This window comes from Micromonospora sp. C31 (genome assembly GCF_018070575.1).
In the GTDB taxonomy this organism is placed as follows: domain Bacteria; phylum Actinomycetota; class Actinomycetes; order Mycobacteriales; family Micromonosporaceae; genus Micromonospora.
The window spans coordinates 208,747-224,429 of sequence record NZ_JAGPXN010000003.1 but is presented as its reverse complement, the minus strand read 5'-3'; the positions used below and the strand labels follow the sequence as shown (position 1 = coordinate 224,429).

The 15,683-nt window shown below is 74.5% G+C and carries 19 protein-coding genes; 1 reads left to right on the top strand and 18 read right to left on the bottom strand.

Going from position 1 to position 15,683, the window contains the following annotated elements; genetic code table 11:
* Positions 1–10: 10 nt before the first annotated feature.
* From KBX06_RS07645 to hisD, 6 genes are all read right to left on the bottom strand, one after another.
* Positions 11–334 (bottom strand): hypothetical protein, encoded by a 324-nt coding sequence (locus KBX06_RS07645; RefSeq protein WP_210833511.1) that lies wholly within the window; start codon positions 332–334, stop codon positions 11–13.
* Between the two features lie 99 nt (positions 335–433).
* Entirely contained in the window at positions 434–1,066 is a 633-nt protein-coding gene (gene hisH / locus KBX06_RS07640; protein WP_210833510.1) for an imidazole glycerol phosphate synthase subunit HisH, read from the bottom strand.
* Positions 1,067–1,121: 55 nt separating this feature from the next.
* Positions 1,122–1,295 carry a hypothetical protein gene (locus tag KBX06_RS07635; RefSeq protein WP_210833509.1) on the bottom strand — a complete coding sequence of 58 codons (174 nt, stop codon included), beginning with the start codon at positions 1,293–1,295 and terminating at the stop codon, positions 1,122–1,124.
* 120 nt (positions 1,296–1,415) lie between these two features.
* Positions 1,416–2,027: an imidazoleglycerol-phosphate dehydratase HisB gene (gene hisB, locus KBX06_RS07630; RefSeq protein WP_132236332.1), complete on the bottom strand. Its 612-nt coding sequence runs from the start codon at positions 2,025–2,027 to the stop codon at positions 1,416–1,418.
* Between the two features lie 55 nt (positions 2,028–2,082).
* Positions 2,083–3,153, bottom strand: coding sequence for a histidinol-phosphate transaminase (locus tag KBX06_RS07625; protein ID WP_210833508.1), 1,071 nt, complete (start codon positions 3,151–3,153; stop codon positions 2,083–2,085).
* 55 nt (positions 3,154–3,208) lie between these two features.
* Positions 3,209–4,531, bottom strand: coding sequence for a histidinol dehydrogenase (gene hisD, locus KBX06_RS07620; protein ID WP_210833507.1), 1,323 nt, complete (start codon positions 4,529–4,531; stop codon positions 3,209–3,211).
* A gap of 106 nt (positions 4,532–4,637) precedes the next feature.
* On the opposite strand from hisD, the gene KBX06_RS07615 reads away from it, so the two are divergent.
* Positions 4,638–5,339, top strand: coding sequence for an LON peptidase substrate-binding domain-containing protein (locus KBX06_RS07615; protein ID WP_210833506.1), 702 nt, complete (start codon positions 4,638–4,640; stop codon positions 5,337–5,339).
* Here KBX06_RS07615 and KBX06_RS07610 read toward each other — a convergent pair.
* The 12 genes from KBX06_RS07610 to ftsZ form a co-directional block, all read right to left on the bottom strand.
* A complete protein-coding gene (locus tag KBX06_RS07610; protein ID WP_307854488.1) occupies positions 5,254–6,024 on the bottom strand; it encodes a DUF2567 domain-containing protein in 771 nt (256 codons plus the stop codon). The two genes, KBX06_RS07615 and KBX06_RS07610, sit on opposite strands and share 86 nt — an antisense overlap.
* 56 nt (positions 6,025–6,080) lie before the next feature.
* Entirely contained in the window at positions 6,081–7,706 is a 1,626-nt protein-coding gene (locus tag KBX06_RS07605; RefSeq protein ID WP_210833505.1) for an AAA family ATPase, read from the bottom strand.
* 385 nt (positions 7,707–8,091) lie between these two features.
* The gene (locus tag KBX06_RS07600) at positions 8,092–9,036 is read right to left on the bottom strand and encodes an RluA family pseudouridine synthase (protein ID WP_210833504.1); all 945 of its coding nucleotides are present in this window, start codon (positions 9,034–9,036) and stop codon (positions 8,092–8,094) included.
* Entirely contained in the window at positions 9,033–9,668 is a 636-nt protein-coding gene (lspA, locus tag KBX06_RS07595; RefSeq protein ID WP_210833503.1) for a signal peptidase II, read from the bottom strand. The genes KBX06_RS07600 and lspA overlap by 4 nt, the downstream gene beginning before the upstream one ends.
* Positions 9,669–9,734: 66 nt before the next feature.
* The gene (locus KBX06_RS07590) at positions 9,735–10,154 is read right to left on the bottom strand and encodes a TraR/DksA C4-type zinc finger protein (protein ID WP_007463005.1); all 420 of its coding nucleotides are present in this window, start codon (positions 10,152–10,154) and stop codon (positions 9,735–9,737) included.
* Positions 10,155–10,485: 331 nt separating this feature from the next.
* The gene (locus tag KBX06_RS07585) at positions 10,486–10,785 is read right to left on the bottom strand and encodes a DUF167 domain-containing protein (RefSeq protein ID WP_210833502.1); all 300 of its coding nucleotides are present in this window, start codon (positions 10,783–10,785) and stop codon (positions 10,486–10,488) included.
* Positions 10,786–10,804: 19 nt separating this feature from the next.
* Positions 10,805–11,428: a hypothetical protein gene (locus KBX06_RS07580; protein ID WP_210833501.1), complete on the bottom strand. Its 624-nt coding sequence runs from the start codon at positions 11,426–11,428 to the stop codon at positions 10,805–10,807.
* A gap of 73 nt (positions 11,429–11,501) precedes the next feature.
* Complete coding sequence (locus KBX06_RS07575) at positions 11,502–12,311, bottom strand: DivIVA domain-containing protein (protein ID WP_210833500.1); 810 nt, start codon at positions 12,309–12,311, stop codon at positions 11,502–11,504.
* Between the two features lie 44 nt (positions 12,312–12,355).
* Positions 12,356–12,661: a YggT family protein gene (locus tag KBX06_RS07570; RefSeq protein WP_210833499.1), complete on the bottom strand. Its 306-nt coding sequence runs from the start codon at positions 12,659–12,661 to the stop codon at positions 12,356–12,358.
* A gap of 30 nt (positions 12,662–12,691) precedes the next feature.
* Entirely contained in the window at positions 12,692–13,387 is a 696-nt protein-coding gene (locus tag KBX06_RS07565; protein WP_210833498.1) for a cell division protein SepF, read from the bottom strand.
* Positions 13,388–13,578: 191 nt separating this feature from the next.
* Complete coding sequence (locus KBX06_RS07560; protein WP_210833497.1) at positions 13,579–14,325, bottom strand: YggS family pyridoxal phosphate-dependent enzyme; 747 nt, start codon at positions 14,323–14,325, stop codon at positions 13,579–13,581.
* A 9-nt stretch (positions 14,326–14,334) separates the two neighbouring features.
* Complete coding sequence (gene ftsZ / locus KBX06_RS07555) at positions 14,335–15,450, bottom strand: cell division protein FtsZ (protein WP_210833496.1); 1,116 nt, start codon at positions 15,448–15,450, stop codon at positions 14,335–14,337.
* Positions 15,451–15,683: the final 233 nt, after the last annotated feature.

Here is a 15,683-nt window from a genome sequence, read left to right as displayed (position 1 = left end):
CTCCTCGAATTCAGGTGCGACGGTCCAGGGCGATCACCACGATCGCCGGCAGTACGAGCAGCAACAGCACGACCAGCGCGATCCGCAGCGCCAGATCGTCGACGAACGTCCAGATCAGCGCCATCGCCGCCAGCGTCAGCAGCACGATGGCGGCACGTTCGCCACGGCTGTGCCGAGGCAGCCGGCCCGTCCGCCCCCGGCGCAGCGACGGCGTCAACCGGCGGACCAGCGCCCGGCGACGTGAGCGCCGGGCCGACCGGCGCTCACGCACGACCCGTTCCCGGGCGGCCTGCGCCTCCCGGGCCGCCCGGCGGCGGGCCCGCTCCTTGCTCACGACGTGCCCCGTCGGCGACGCGGCCGGCCGGGTGACTGCCGACGCGCAGGAACACTACCGGCGGCGGGTCGGAGCGGGCCCACCGCACCGCGGCGACGCTCAGCCACCGGTGGACAGCGTGGCCAGCCAGTTGCGCAGCAGCGCGGCACCGGTGTCGGCGGACTTCTCCGGGTGGAACTGCGCGGCGCAGAGCGGGCCCCGCTCCACGGCCGCCACGAAATCCGTCCCGTGGTGGGCGGTGGTGACCGTGGCGCCGGCCCCCGCCAGCGCGCCCGGGTCCCCCACCCCGTACGAGTGCACGAAGTAGAACCGGCTGTCGGCGGGCAGGCCGGCGAAGAGCACCGAACCCGCCGGCGCCGCGACCGTGTTCCAGCCCATGTGCGGCAGTCGGGCGGCGGCCAGCCTGGTCACCCCGCCGGGCAGCAGCCCGAGGCCCTTCGTCACCACCCCGTGCTCGGCGCCGTGCTCGAAGAGCACCTGCATGCCCACGCAGATGCCCAGCACCGGCCGGCCGGCGGCCACCCGCTCGGCGATCACCGGGCCGGCGCCGAGCGCCTCGATCCCGGCCATGCAGGCGGCGAACGCGCCCACGCCCGGCACCACCAGCCCGTCCGCCTCGGCGGCGGCGACCAGGTCGTCGGTCACCGTCACGTCCGCGCCGGCCCGGGCCAGGGCCCGCTCCGCCGAGCGCAGGTTGCCCGACCCGTAGTCGAGCACCGCCACGCGGCTCATGCCGTCACCACCCGCCGGCCGGCGGCGGCGGGACGCCGTCGCACCATCCGCCCGCTCACGCGCCCTCCCCCGGCAGCATCCAGAGCACGCCGGCGGCCGTGGCCAGGACGGCGAGCAGCGCGGTGACGACCACGGCGCCACGCGGCGCGGCCTGCCTGTGCAACGACCACGCCCCGCCCACCAGCACGCCGGCCAGGATCAGCAGCAACGACGGCAGCACCCGGCCCATCAGATCCGCCCTCCGCTCGCGACTGCGGGACTCCGCTGCGCTGCGTTCCTCGCGCTCACCGGGCCAACCTTCCGCTCGCGACTGCGGGACTCCGCTGCGCTGCGTTCCTCGCGCTCACGCTCACAGGGCTCCCTTCGTGCTGGGGATGGCGCCCGCCGCGCGCGGGTCGACCGCCGTGGCCTCGCGCAGCGCGCGGGAGACCGCCTTGAACTGCGCCTCCACCACGTGGTGGGCGTCCGGGTGGCCGCCCGGACGGGCCGCCCGCAGCACGTCCACGTGCAGGGTGATCCGGGCCGCCTGGCCGAAGGACTCCCAGATGTGCCGGGTCATGCTGGTCGGGTAGACCGGTCCGATGTACGGCGCCAGCACCGGCTCGTCGTGCACCACGTACGGGCGGCCGGACAGGTCGACCGCGGCCCGGACGAGGACCTCGTCCATCGGGACGGTGGCCGAGCCGTACCGCCGGATGCCGGCCTTGTCCCCCAGCGCCTGGTCGAACGCGGCGCCCAGGGCCAGCGCCGTGTCCTCCATCGTGTGGTGGGCGTCGATCTCCAGGTCGCCCACGGTGCGCACGGTCAGGTCGAAGCCCCCGTGCCGGGCGATCTGGTGCAGCATGTGGTCGTAGAAGCCGACGCCGGTGCCGATCTCGGCGCGGCCGGTGCCGTCGAGGTCGATCTCGACGAGGACCTTCGTCTCCTTGGTGATCCGCTCCACGCGGGCGGTCCGGCTCATTGCCTGCCTTTCGGTCGCGACTGCGGGTCTCGCGAGCTCGCTCCTCGCGCTCCCACTAGATCTTCTCCACGGCGGCGAGGAAGGCGTCGGTCTCGGTCGTCGTGCCGGCGGTGACGCGCAGCCAGCCCGGCAGGCCGACGTCGCGGACCAGCACGCCGTGCTCCAGCAGGGTGCGCCAGGCGACGGCCTGGTCGCCCCCGACCTCGAACAGTACGAAGTTGGCGTCGCTGTCGGCCACCCGCAGCCCCCGCCCGCGCAGCCGCGCCACGATCCGGTCGCGCTGCGCGCAGATGGCGGCCACCGTGCCGAGCAGGGCGTCGCGGTGCGCCAGCGCCGCCCGGGCCGCGGCCTGGGTGAGCGCCGAGAGGTGGTACGGCAGCCGGACCAGTTGCACCGCCGCCACCACGGCCGGGTCGGCCGCCAGGTAGCCCAGCCGGCCACCGGCGAACCCGAACGCCTTGCTCATCGTCCGGGTCACCACCAGCCGCGGGTGTCCCGGCAGCACGGCGAGGGCGCTGACGGTGCCGGGCCGGGCGAACTCGGCGTACGCCTCGTCGACGACCACCATGCCGGGCGCGGCGTCGAGCACCGCGGCGACCACCGCCGGGTCGAGGGCGGTGCCGGTCGGGTTGTTCGGCGAGCAGAGGAAGACCACGTCCGGGGCGTGCTCGCGGACCTGGGCGACCGCCTCGTCGGCGGTCAGACCGAAGTCGACGCCCCGCCGGGCCGGCACCCACCGGGTGCCGGTGCCGAGCGCCAGCAGCGGGTGCATCGAGTACGCGGGAACGAAACCGAGCGCGCTGCGCCCCGGCCCGCCGAACGCCTGGAGCAGCTGCTGCTGGATCTCGTTGGAGCCGTTGGCGGCCCACACCTGCTCGACGGTGAGCCCGTGGCCGAGGTAGCCGGCCAGGTCGGCGCGCAGCGCCACGGCGTCGCGGTCCGGGTAGCGGTTGAGGTCGCGCAGCTCCGCCGCGAGGGCCTTGCCGATCGCGTCCACCACCGGCTCGGGCACCGGGTGGGAGTTCTCGTTGGTGTTCAGCCGCACCGGCACGTCGAGTTGCGGTGCCCCGTACGGCGACATCCCGCGCAGGTCGTCGCGGATCGGCAGGTCGTCGATGGTGGTCACGCCGCCATCCCGCTGCACCCGGCGACGGCCCGCGGCCGACGGGGTTCCGGCCCGCTCACGACGCGGCCCCCGGGAAACGCACGCTGACCGCCTGCCCGTGCGCCGGCAGGTCCTCGACGCCGGCGAGGGTGACCACGTGCGGGGCCACCTCCCGCAGCGCCTCCTGCGTGTACTCGACCAGGTGGACGCCGCGCAGGAAGGACTGCACCGACAGCCCCGAGGAGTGCCGGGCGCAGCCGCCGGTGGGCAGCACGTGGTTGGAGCCGGCGCAGTAGTCGCCGAGCGACACCGGCGACCAGGCGCCCACGAAGATCGCCCCGGCGTTGCGCACCCGCAGCGCCCACTCGCGCGCGTCCCGGGTCTGGATCTCCAGGTGCTCGGCCGCGTACGCGTCGACCACCCGCAGCCCCGCGTCGAGGTCGTCGACCAGGACGACGCCGCTCTGCTCGCCGGTGAGCGCGGTGGTGACCCGCTCGGCGTGCTTGGTGGCCGGCACCTGCCGGGCCAGCTCCCGCTCGACGGCCTCCACCAGCTCGACCGAACAGGTCACCAGCACGCTGGCCGCTAGCGGGTCGTGCTCGGCCTGGCTGACCAGGTCGGCCGCGACGTGCGCCGGGTCGGCCGTGTCGTCGGCCAGGATGGCGATCTCGGTCGGGCCGGCCTCGGCGTCGATGCCGACGACGCCGCGCAGCAGCCGCTTGGCGGCGGTGACCCAGATGTTGCCCGGCCCGGTGATCATGTCGACCGGGTCGCAGTGCGCGGCGCCCTCGGCGTCGACCGCCGCGCCGTACGCCAGCATCGCCACCGCCTGGGCGCCGCCGACGGCGTAGACCTCGTCGACACCGAGCAGGGCGCAGGCGGCGAGCACCCGGGCGTCGGGCAGGCCGCCGTTCTCCTTCTGTGGCGGGCTCGCCACCACCAGCGAACGCACCCCGGCCGCCTGGGCCGGCACCACGTTCATCACCACGGTCGACGGGTACATCGCCAGGCCGCCGGGGACGTAGAGGCCGACCCGGTCGACCGGCACCCAGCGCTCGGTCACCGTGCCGCCCGGCACCACCTGGGTGGTGTGGTCGGTGCGGCGCTGGTCGGCGTGCACCTTCCGGGCCCGGGTGATGGACTCCAGCAGCGCGGCGCGCACCGCCGGGTCGAGGGTGCCCTCCGCCTCGGCGATCGCGTCGGCGGGCACCCGCAGCACCTCGGGCGAGACCCCGTCGAACCGTTCGCTCGCCTCCCGGATCGCCGGGTAGCCATGCTCCCGGACCGCCTCCACGAGGGGGCGGATCCGCTCGACGGCCACGGAGACGTCGAGTTGGGCACGGGGCAGCAGACGGCGCGGGTCACGGACGCCGCCGCGCAGGTCGATCCGGTTCAACACCCTTGCGAGTCTAGGCGGCCCGTCCGGACGGCGACCGGCGCCGCCCGTACGCCGGGACGGTGAGCCGGGACACGCCGTCGCGCCGGGATCGGGCTAGGCTCGGGGCGTGACTGCGCGGCTGCCGGTGTTTCCGCTCGGAACGGTCCTCTTTCCCGGCCTGGTGCTGCCCCTGCACATATTCGAGGAGCGCTACCGCGCCCTGGTCCGACACCTGGTCTCGCTGCCCGAGGACGCCCCGCGCGAGTTCGGCGTGGTGGCCATCCGGGCCGGCTGGGAGGTCGCCCCGACCGGGCCGGACGGCCAGCCCCTGCCCGACGGCGACGTCACCCTGCACGAGGTGGGCTGCACCGCCGAGCTGCGGCAGGTCACCGAGCGCCCCGACGGCGGCTTCGACATCGTCACGGTGGGCAAGCGCAGGTTCCGCATCGCCGGCGTGGACCGGGCCGCCGAGCCCTACCTGACCGCCGACGTGGAGTGGCTGCCCGAGCCGGGCGGGCCCGACGAGGTCGCCGACCTGCTCGCCGCCCGGGTGATCTCGGTCTTCCGGCAGTACCTGGGCCTGATCCGCGCCGACCCCGAGGAGCTCTCCGAGCAGCTGCCGGAGGACCCGACGGTGCTGTCGCACCTGGTGGCCGCGACGGCCGTGCTGACCGTGGCCGACCGGCAGCGGCTGCTCGCCATCGACGACACCGCCGCCCGACTCCGCGCGGAACTGCGCCTGCTCAACCGTGAGGCGGCGCTGTTGCGCCAGGTGCGGGCGGTTCCGGTGCCACTGGCGGAACTGGCGTCCCCGCCGGCCCCCAACTGACCCCCGGCTCGCCGGGCTCGCGCTCCGGACGCAGCGACGGCCAGCGCGACCAGCCGGCCAGCAGGGTGTACGTCACGGCCGCGCCGAACGCGGGCAGCAGCAGGTTGCCGTGCGGCACCGGCAGCACGCCGAGCACCCACTCGATCCCGCCCGCCCGCAGGTCGGCCGGCTTGTCGAAGGCCCGACCCACCGGGGCGTTCTCCAGCAGCCGCTCGTAGCCGGCCAGCCCCATCCGCCGGCCGACCTGCCAGGCGACCAGCGCCGCGCCGAAGGCGCCGAGCACGGCGGCGAGCAGGCCGACCGGCCCCCGTACCCGGCGCAGCAGGAACCACAGCACGAGCGCGACGAGCACCCCGAAGCCCAGCCCCAGCAGGCTGAACCAGCCGTCGGCGGCGATCGGCTGTTCCGGCTGCGGCTCGGTGTAGATCGCCCCGTCGGCGACCTTGAGCACCGGGGTGTCCGGCGCGAGCGCGGCCCAGAGCAGCCCGAGCGGGACCCCCAGCACGCTCGACGCGAGCACCGCCAGCAGGGCGAGGCGGACCGCCCGCCCGCGCGGCAGGTCCGGCTCCACCGGCGCACGCGGGTAGCCGGCGGCGTAACCGAGGTCGGCGCCGGCACCGTGTTCCACCGGACCGCCGTACGGTGGGCGGTCGGGCCGGTCGGGTTCGGGGGTGTCCGCGCTCACCCGGTGATCCTCTCAGGCCGGTGGGCGGCGTGGGTGGTCGGTGGCGGCACACCCGCTCACCGGGCGAACGGCTCCAGCATCGCCGCGGCGGCCGTCAACCACGCCTGCCGGGTCTCCTGCTGAAGCTGGTGGTACTCGATCGAGGAGCCGGTCTCCAGCGCCGGGTCGTACGGCACCACGGCGACGGCCCGGGTGCGCGTGGCGAAGTGCCGCTCCAGGTCGTCCTGCAACGGCGAGCGGCCCGGCGTGGGACAGGAGATCAGGGTGACCGCGTTGTCGGCCAGCTCCCCCATGCCCACCTCGTGCAGCAGGTCCAGCATCCAGTCGGCGCTGAACGCGGCGTCCTCCCGCGGCACGGTGGTCACCACGAGCTGGTCCGCCGCCTGCATGACGGTGCGCCAGTTGGCGCTCTCCACGTTGTTGCCCGTGTCGACGCAGACCACGTCGTGGGTGCGCCGCAGCAGCTCCAGCACCCGCCGGACGGTGAACTGGTCGAGCCGCTGGGCGAACCGCGGGCTCTCCTCGCCGGCCAGCACGTCGTACGAACCGTCGGAGGCGTGCCGCAGGTAGTCGTCCAGGTGCTCCAGCAGCTCGGGCCCCTCCTTGATCTCCACGTGCGCGAGATCGCTGACCAGGTGCCGGATGGTCCGGGCGTGCCGGGCGCTGCCCGCGCGCAGCCCGAGCGTGCCGCGCAGCTCGTTGTCGTCCCAGGCCAGCACGCCACGCCCGCGTACGCTGCCGACGGTCGCCGCGGCCAGGACGGTGGCGGTGGTCTTGTGCACGCCGCCCTTCGGGTTGGCGAACGCGAGCACCCGGGGGGTGCCCAGGTCGCGGCGCAGCACCCCGGCGGCGCGCTCCAGCGCGCTCTCCGTGCCGCGTGGGCGCCACTCGACGTGCGCCGGGTAGCCCTGGTCGGCGGCCACCGGCGCGGCGGGCGGGGGCGGCGGCGGGGCCGGCGGGGGTGGGGCCTGAGGGGGTGGGGCCTGAGGGGCGGACTGGGACCGGTAGCCGTTGTCGAGCACCGCGTACCGGGACCGGACCGGGGGCGGCTCGTGCCGGTAGCCGTTGTCCAGCAGGGCGTAGCGCGACTCGATCGGCCCCGGGCCGTGGCGCGGCTCGGACTCGACGCGGGGCGGCGGCGCCTGGGTCGGGACCCGGTACGGCGGTTCGGCCGGGTATTCCGGCTCGGCGCGGTAGGACGGCTCGACCGGATCCGACCGGTACACGGGCTCGACCGGATCCGACCGGTAGGACGGCTCGACCGGATCCGACCGGTAGCCGGGCTCCGGTGGGTACTCCGGTTCCACGCGGTAGGCGGGCTCGGTCGGGTCCACCCGGTAGGCCGGCTCCACCCGGTAGGTGGCCTCGGCCCGGTAGCCCGCCTCGACCGGGCGGCCGTACTCCGCGCCGTAGGGCGGCGGGCCGGGCTCCGGCACGTACGGCGGCTCGGGCGCCCGCCCGATGGCCGGCACCCGCGCGGCGTAGCCGTTGCCCGACGGGCGTCGCGGCAGCGGCTCCGGCGGGAGGGGCGGCGGGTCGGCGTGCCGGTCGGTCTCGGCCTGCTCGGCCGTGCGACCGCCGTGCCGGGCCCGGTCGAGCAGCGCCCGCCACCGCGGTGCTGGTTCGGCCGGCCGCCCCCAGCCGGTCTCGCTGCCCTCCACGGCTCGCCCTCCCAGCGCCATCGATGCCCGTCTGACAGGCTACGAACGAAACCCTATTCGGACCACACCCGTCTACGCACCTTCGGTTCTTCCTGCGGTCACGGCCCTGGCCCCGCCGCGCCCCCGAGGCCGGCGTATGCCGAGGTCGCCGGGGCCACCGGCGGCGTCACGCCGGGTGCCGGCCCGACCGGTCCCGGTGACGCGTCCACCACGCCCGGTGCGGGTTCCGACGTTTCGCCCACCGGCGGGCGCGGCGGCGCCGGGCGTTCCCGGGTCACGGCCCCCGCCGAACCGGGTCACCGTGCCCACCGGTCGGGGCAGCGGTCGCTGTCCCGGCTGCCGCAGCGGGTCGCCGACGCGCACGGGCGGGATTCCCCTCGTCGGATCGTCACGGCCGGGACGGCGCTCAGTCGCGCAGGATCTCGAGCGCGCGGTCCAGGTCGTCAGGGTAGTCGCTGACGAACTGCACCTCGTCCCCGGTGCGGGGGTGCAGGAAGCTCAACGACCGGGCGTGCAGCCACTGCCTGCTCAGCCCGAGCCGGGCGGACAGGGTCGGGTCCGCGCCGTAGGTGAGGTCTCCCACGCACGGGTGCCGCAGCGTCGAGAAGTGCACCCGGATCTGGTGCGTACGCCCGGTCTCCAGCCGCACGTCGACCAGGCTCGCCGCCGGGAACGCCTCCACGGTGTCGTAGTGGGTGATGCTCGGCTTGCCGCCGGAGACCACCGCCCAGCGGTAGTCGTGGGTGGGGTGCCGGTCGATCGGGGCGTCGACGGTGCCGCGCAGCGGGTCGAGGTGGCCCTGCACGACCGCGTGGTAGCGCTTCTCCACCTCGCGGTACTTGAACGCGCGCTTCAACGCCGTGTACGCCTGCTCGCTCTTGGCCACCACCATGATGCCCGTGGTGCCCACGTCGAGCCGGTGCACCACGCCCTGCCGCTCGGCGGCGCCGCTGGTCGAGATGCGGTGCCCGACAGCAGCCAACGCGCCGATCACCGTCGGGCCGGTCCAGCCGGGGCTCGGGTGGGCCGCGACGCCGACGGGCTTGTCCACCACCACGATGTCGTCGTCGGCGTACACCACCCGCAGCCCGGGCACCGCCTGCGGCACCACGGTGGGCGGGGCGACCGGCGCGGGCAGGGTCACCTCCAGCCAGGAGCCGGCCTTCACCCGGTGGGAGTTGGGCCGGGCGACCCCGTCGACCAGCGCGTCGCCGGCGTCGACCAGGGCCGCGGCGGCGGTGCGGGACAGCCCGAACAGCCGCGACACGGCCTGGTCGAGCCGCGAGCCGTCGAGACCGTCGGGAACGGGCAGGGAACGGTGGTCGCCGCCGGCGGCGAAGGCGGCGGTCATGCCCGCTCCCGCTGCCCGGCGTCGGCCCGGGCCGCCGCCTCGTCGGTGGACTCGCCGTGGCCGATCCGGCTGCCGTCGCGCTGCCGGCCCGTCAGCTCCAGCAGGAGGGCGAGCAGCACGCCGCAGACCAGGGCGCTGTCGGCCAGGTTGAACACCGGAAACACCCGGCCGTACGGCGCGAAGACGCTGACCATGTCCACCACGTGCCCCACGAACCAGCCCGGGGCGCGGAAGACCCGGTCGACGAAGTTGCCCAGCGCCCCGCCCAGTACCAGGCCCAGCGAGATCGCCCAGGGCAGCGAGCGCAGGCGCAGCGCCATCCAGACGATCCAACCGATCACCCCGAGGGTGATCAGCGGGAAGACCCAGGTGTGGTCGGCGCCGATGCTCCACGCCGCGCCGCTGTTGCGGGTGAGGCTCAGGTAGACCGCCCCGCCGAGCAGTCTGACCGGCTCCCGGTCCTCCAGGGCGGCCAGGGCGAGGTGCTTGGTGGCGGCGTCGGCGGCGAGCAGGGTCAGCGCGAGGCCGAACAGGATCGCGACGGGCCGGCGGTGGGGCGTTCCGGCCCTCGGCTCGGCGCTGCCGGTACCCGGCTCAGCGCTGCCAGGCCCGGCGGACGGTGCTTCGGACATCTACTCCCCATCGACGCTCGCGGCGGCGCTCGCGCGCCGCCTCCCATGGCCGCCGGGGAGCGGGCCTCAGCGCCGCTCCTCCAGCTGCTTGCACGTCACGCAGAGGGTGGCCGACGGGAAGGCGGCCAGCCGCTCCACCGGGATGGGGTTGCCGCACCGCTCGCACCAGCCGTAGCCACCCTCGTCGAGCCGCTCCAGCGCCCGCTCGACCTGCGTGATCCGTTCCAGGATGCTGTTGGCGAGTGAGATCTCCTGCTCACGCTCGAACGTCTTGGTCCCGGTGTCGGCCTGGTCGTCCCCGGCCGAGTCGGTCAGCCGGTCGCGCTGCAGCTCGGTGATCTCGCTCAGCGTCTGATCGTACTCGGCGCGCAACTCGTCACGCCGCGCCGCCAGGGCCGCCCGGATCTTCTCGGTCTCCGCAGCGCTGCGGGTCGCCTTCGCCACCGGCTTCCGGCCGGCGGTCCTGGTGTCGGCTGGCTTCGCCATCGTCGCTCCCTCGGCCACGGAACCGCGGCGGTCCGCGGCACCTGGACGGGGGCCGCCGGCATCGGCGCCCCCAGGTACGAAAGGGGCGCGCGGCGACGGGGCCGCGCACTCCGGAGGTTCGCAAGAATACGGAACGTACAGGCGCACGACAACGTGCCGCACCGCCGAATCGACGTTCGCTCCCTAGTCATCCCCAATTGGGGCAAAAGGAACGCTAGCAGATCACGCGTCGGGACCCCGGCCGTACTCGCCGAACCAGCGGGCCGGCCGCCTGCGCCGGCTCACCGACCGCAGCCGACGCTCCGTATCGTCGGACGCCCGGCCGGGGCCGTCACCCGGACGCCCCGTCGCGCAGCCGGCGCAGCGCCTCCGTCAACTCCGGGGCGGGGCCCTCGACCAGGAAGAGCTTGTCGCGGCTGGCCGCGCCGGCCCGCAGCGACACCACCGCCGGCCGTACGCCCAGCGCACCCGCCAGCGCCCGTCGGGCCGCCTCGGTGGCGCGACCGTCCACGGCCGGGGCGTTCACCGCGATGACGAGGGCGGGCCCGAGCGGCCCGTCGAAGCAGCCGCCGACGCGGGCCCGGACGGAGCCGGGCTTCACCCGGACCGCGACCGTCAGCGTGGCGTCCATCAGGGAGCCGTCCCGCCGCTCAGACCCGGCCGGCGTCGGCGAGCAGGGTGGTGTCGGGCGCACAGCGGGCGCACGGGGTGAAGCCGAGTTCGACGGCCTCGGCGACCGGAAGCGGCTCGTGCTCCCGCCCCGTCAGGTAGGCGCAGTCGGACAGGTGGTAGCGGGGCCGGCCGTCGACCACCCGCACCTCGGCGTCCAGGCGGGCCACCCGGGCGGCCTCGACCGGCGTGACGTCCTGCGCGGGCGGCTCGTCGTCGAACGGCACGGCCGGGCCGGCCCCGGGCGGGGCGGCGGGGACGTCGCCGTCGGCCACCGGCGGCTCGGGCGGTTGCCGCCACCCGGTGCCGTCGGAGCCGACCGTCGGAGGAACGTGCTGCACGGGAATCCCCGGCTCCGCCGGCGGCGACCAGCCGGCGGAGGCCGGCCCGGCCGGGCGGGTCGCCTGACGGGGCCGCCACCCCGGCCGGCCCGGATCCGCCGCCGCCCGGTCCACGGCCGCCTGGCGGGCGCCCGCGACCAGCGCGACGGCGGCCAGCAGGCTGGCCGCGATGGAGATGGTCAGGAGAACGCTGGAGCCACCGGCCAGGCCGAGCACCAGCAGCACCACCGCGACGAGGATGAGCAGGAGACTGGCGACTATCACGGCTCACCCCCGCCGCGTCGTGCTGATGAGGCGAGGTCGGCGACCGTCAGGGCGACAGTCGCCGACCGATGGTTCAGCGACCGGATTCGAGAGCGCCGGAACGACCGCCGCCGTAGGAGCCGGCGAGACCGGCGGCGGCCAGCCCGTTGCCGCCGCCAGCGGCCCGGGTGCCCTCACCACCCCGGGTCATCTCGACCTCCAGGCCCTGACCGCGGCCGTCGAGGTCACGCAGCTGGCTCTCCAGGTAGGCCTTGAGCCGGGTGCGGTACTCACGCTCGAACTGCTTGAGCTCCTCGATGTGCTTCTGCAGGGCGGTGCGCTTGGCGTCCAGGCCGCCCATGGCCTCCTGGTGCCGCTGGCGGGCGTCGCGCTCCAGGGCGTCGGCCTTGGCGCGGGCCTCGCGGGTGACCTCCTCGGCCTTGGAACGGGCCTCGGAGAGCAGCTGGTCGGCCTCGCGACGGGCGTCGGAGACGTGGTCGTCGGCCGTCCGCTGGGCCATCATCAGCACCCGCAGCGCCTGCTGCTCGCCGTCGGCGCCACCGACGGCCGGACCGCCGGCGGAGCGGACCTGCTCCAGCTCGGCCTGCATCGCGCGGGCGGCCTGCTCGGCCGCCGCCTTGTCGCGCTGCACCCGGTCGAGCTGGGCCTTGACGTCGTTGAGCTCCGCCGCGAGACGGGCGTCGCCGCCGGGGCCGGCGGGGGCGCCGCCACGGCCGCCGCGCTCCACCTGGGCGCGCAGCTCGTTGTTCTCCTCGATGAGACGGGCAAGCTCACGCTCGACCTCGTCGAGGAAAGCGTCGACCTCCTCCTCGTCGTAGCCCCGCTTGCCGATCGGCGGCTTCTTGAAGGCGACGTTGTGGACGTCGGCCGGGGTCAGCGGCATCGAAACTCCTCGGGTCAGTTGCGGCCGCGAAAGCGCGTCGCTCATCAGACGGTGCCGATGATCGACCGCCTCAACACGAACTCCATCAGCACGAACAGGATAACCAGGAGCACAAGTGAGGCCAGGTCGATGCTCACGGTACCAATTCGCAACGGAGGGATCACACGCCTCAACGCGTTGAGAGGGGGATCAGTGACGCTCCACACGATTTCCAGCCCCGCCGATGCCCCGCGTCCCGGCTGCCAGCGGCGGCCGTACTGCAGGACGGCGCTCAGGACGAAACGGGCCAGTAGGACGAGCAGGAAGAAGTAGAGCACCAGATAGAGCACTTGCAGCACGATCGACAACACGGCAGGCGACGTCCCTCGGGTCGGGCGGGGCTAGCTCAGGCTGAAGAAGCCACCCTCGGCGATCTTGGCCTTGTCCTCCGCGGTGACCTGGACATTGGCCGGTGAGAGCAGGAACACCCGATTGGTCACGCGCTCGATCGTACCCCGCAGCCCGAACGCGAGGCCGGCGGCGAAGTCGACAAGTCGACGCGCGTCCGCCTCGTCCATCTCGGTGAGGTTGATGATCACCGGAACGCCGTCGCGGAAGTGCTCACCGATGGTGCGCGCCTCGCGGTACGTGGTGGGGTGCAGCGTGGTGATCTGGTAGCGCTGCTCCTCCTCGGCGATCACCGCGCGCTCCCGGGGCTGCGACTGCGGCGCCAGCGCCAGGTTGTCGCGGGTGTGGTAGGTCAGCGCGCCCGAGGTGTCGCCGGACGACTGCCGGGTGATGGAACGGACACTGGACCGCTCGGCCCGCTCCGGCCGGTCGGAGTCGCCCCGCTCGGCGTCGGCCGCCCGAGCCGCGGCACGCTCGGAGAGCCGGCCACGGTCACCGAGCCGGGACCGAGGCGTCGGCGGCTCCTCGGCGTCGTCCTCGTCGTCGTCGGCGAACTCCTCCGAGTACCGGCTCTGCCGGTAGCGCGAGTCGCGGTAGCCGCCCTTGTCGTAGCCACCGTCGTCGTAGGCCCGCTCGTCGTCCTCTTCGACCAGACCGAGCCAGACCCCCGCCTTGCGCAGTGCACCCATCCCGCGCCCTTCCCGTCCGCCGTGCGGCACGCGCCCCCGTACCGTGTCGCTTGTCGCGAGTGGACCACTTCTGCCCACTGGAGCGGACCGGCAATCCCCTGGCACGCGATTCGCGTCGCGTGCCACGACCCCCGACAACGGGACGCCGCTCCCTCAAACAACACAGCTGTAATTTGCCTCTCGCGGTCAGGCTACCGCAGCGTGGGACGCATTCCGAGCAACGCGCTGCCGACGCGGACATGTGTCGCGCCGTACCTGATCGCGATTTCCAGGTCGCCGCTCATCCCGGCGGAGAGCGCGGTCGCTCCCGGGTGGACCGTCCGGAACGCGGCAGCCACCTCGGCCAGCCGGGCGAACGCCCGCTCCGGCTCCCAGCCGAGCGGCGCCACCGCCATCAGGCCGGCCAGTCCGAGGGCCTCCGCGCCGGCCACCGCCTCGGCCACCGCGCCGAGCCCGGCGCCCGGGTCGGCCGAGTCCGGCAGCGCCCCGCCCCGGGCCGCGTCCCCGTCGATGCTGACCTGGAGAAGCACCTCCAGCGGCCGGTCCCGCGCCGCCGCCGACGCCGCGTCCAGCGCCCGCGCCAGCCGGACACTGTCGACCGAGTGCACGACGTCGGCGTAGCGGACCACCGAGCGGGCCTTGTTGCGCTGCAACTGCCCGACGAAGTGCCACCGGGGTGTCACCCCGGCCGCCGCCACCTCGGCCGCCTTCGCCGACGCCTCCTGGTCGCGGTTCTCCCCCACGTCGGCCACGCCGAGCCCGGCCAGGGCCACCACGTCCCCGGCCGGGTAGGTCTTGGTCACCGCGATCATGGTGACCTCGGAGTCGTCCCGCCCCGCGGCGGCACAGGCGCCCGCGATCCGGGACCGTACGCGGCCCAGGCCGGCCGCGATCTCGGCGCGCCGGTCCGGGCGCACCGTTGCTGGGCTGTCGGTCATCGGCGGTACTCAGGAACCGTTCTTGAGGAAGTCGGGCACGTCGACGTCGTCGAAGAGCACCCGGCGGGGCGACTGCTGCGGGGCCGACATGGTGGTCGGTGGTGCGACCGGGGTGCTCGGCTGCGCCGGCTGGTTCTGGTTGCTCTTGCGGGGCGGCTCGGCCGCCTTGTACGCCGGCGCGCCCCCGTCGAAGCCCGCCGCGATGACGGTGACCCGCACCTCGTCGCCGAGGGCGTCGTCGATGACGGCGCCGAAGATGATGTTGGCGTCCGGGTGGGCCGCGTCGGTGACGAGCTGGGCCGCGTCGTTGATCTCGAACAGGCCCAGGTCCGACCCGCCGGCGATGGAGAGCAGCACGCCGCGCGCGCCGTCCATGCTCTGCTCCAGCAGCGGGCTGGAGATGGCCGCCTCGGCCGCCTCGACGGCGCGGTTCTCCCCGCGCGCGCTGCCGATGCCCATGAGCGCGCTGCCCGCGCCGCTCATCACGCTCTTGACGTCGGCGAAGTCCAGGTTGATCAGACCCGGCGTGGTGATCAGGTCGGTGATGCCCTGGACACCGGAGAGCAGCACCTGGTCGGCGGTGCGGAACGCGTCCATCATGCTGATGTTGCGGTCGCCGAGCGCCAGCAGCCGGTCGTTGGGGATGACGATGAGCGTGTCGCACTGGTTGCGCAGCTCGTCTATTCCGGACTCCGCCTGCACCTGGCGGCGCTTGCCCTCGAACGAGAACGGCCGGGTCACCACGCCGATGGTCAGCGCGCCGAGCTTGCGGGCGATGTTCGCCACCACGGGCGCCCCGCCGGTGCCGGTGCCGCCACCCTCGCCGCAGGTCACGAAGACCATGTCGGCGCCCTTGAGGACCTCCTCGATCTCGTCGCGGTGGTCCTCGGCGGCGTTCTTGCCGACGTCGGGGTTGGCGCCGGCGCCGAGCCCACGGGTCAGCTCGCGGCCGACGTCGAGCTTCACGTCGGCGTCGCTCATGAGCAGCGCCTGCGCGTCGGTGTTGATCGCGATGAACTCGACGCCCTTGAGCCCAACCTCGATCATCCGGTTGACGGCGTTGACGCCGCCGCCACCGATGCCGACGACCTTGATGACCGCCAGGTAGTTGTGCGGAGGTGTCATCTCCGGTCCTTTCCCTTCGAGATTGGCATGGGCCGACCGGGTAGGGCCTGGCCAGACCAGCGGCCGACGAGAGCTGTCTCCAGTACGGATCAGGGTCAAACCCTCACCCTCTACTAGAGGCCTACCGTTATGTCAACCACTGATCCCCTTCGGGGCAACGTAAGCGCCCTCACGCGATGAGCCAAGGACCCGCTCGGCGTGTCGCCGCCAGAGCGGGACGGGTCACGTCGCGG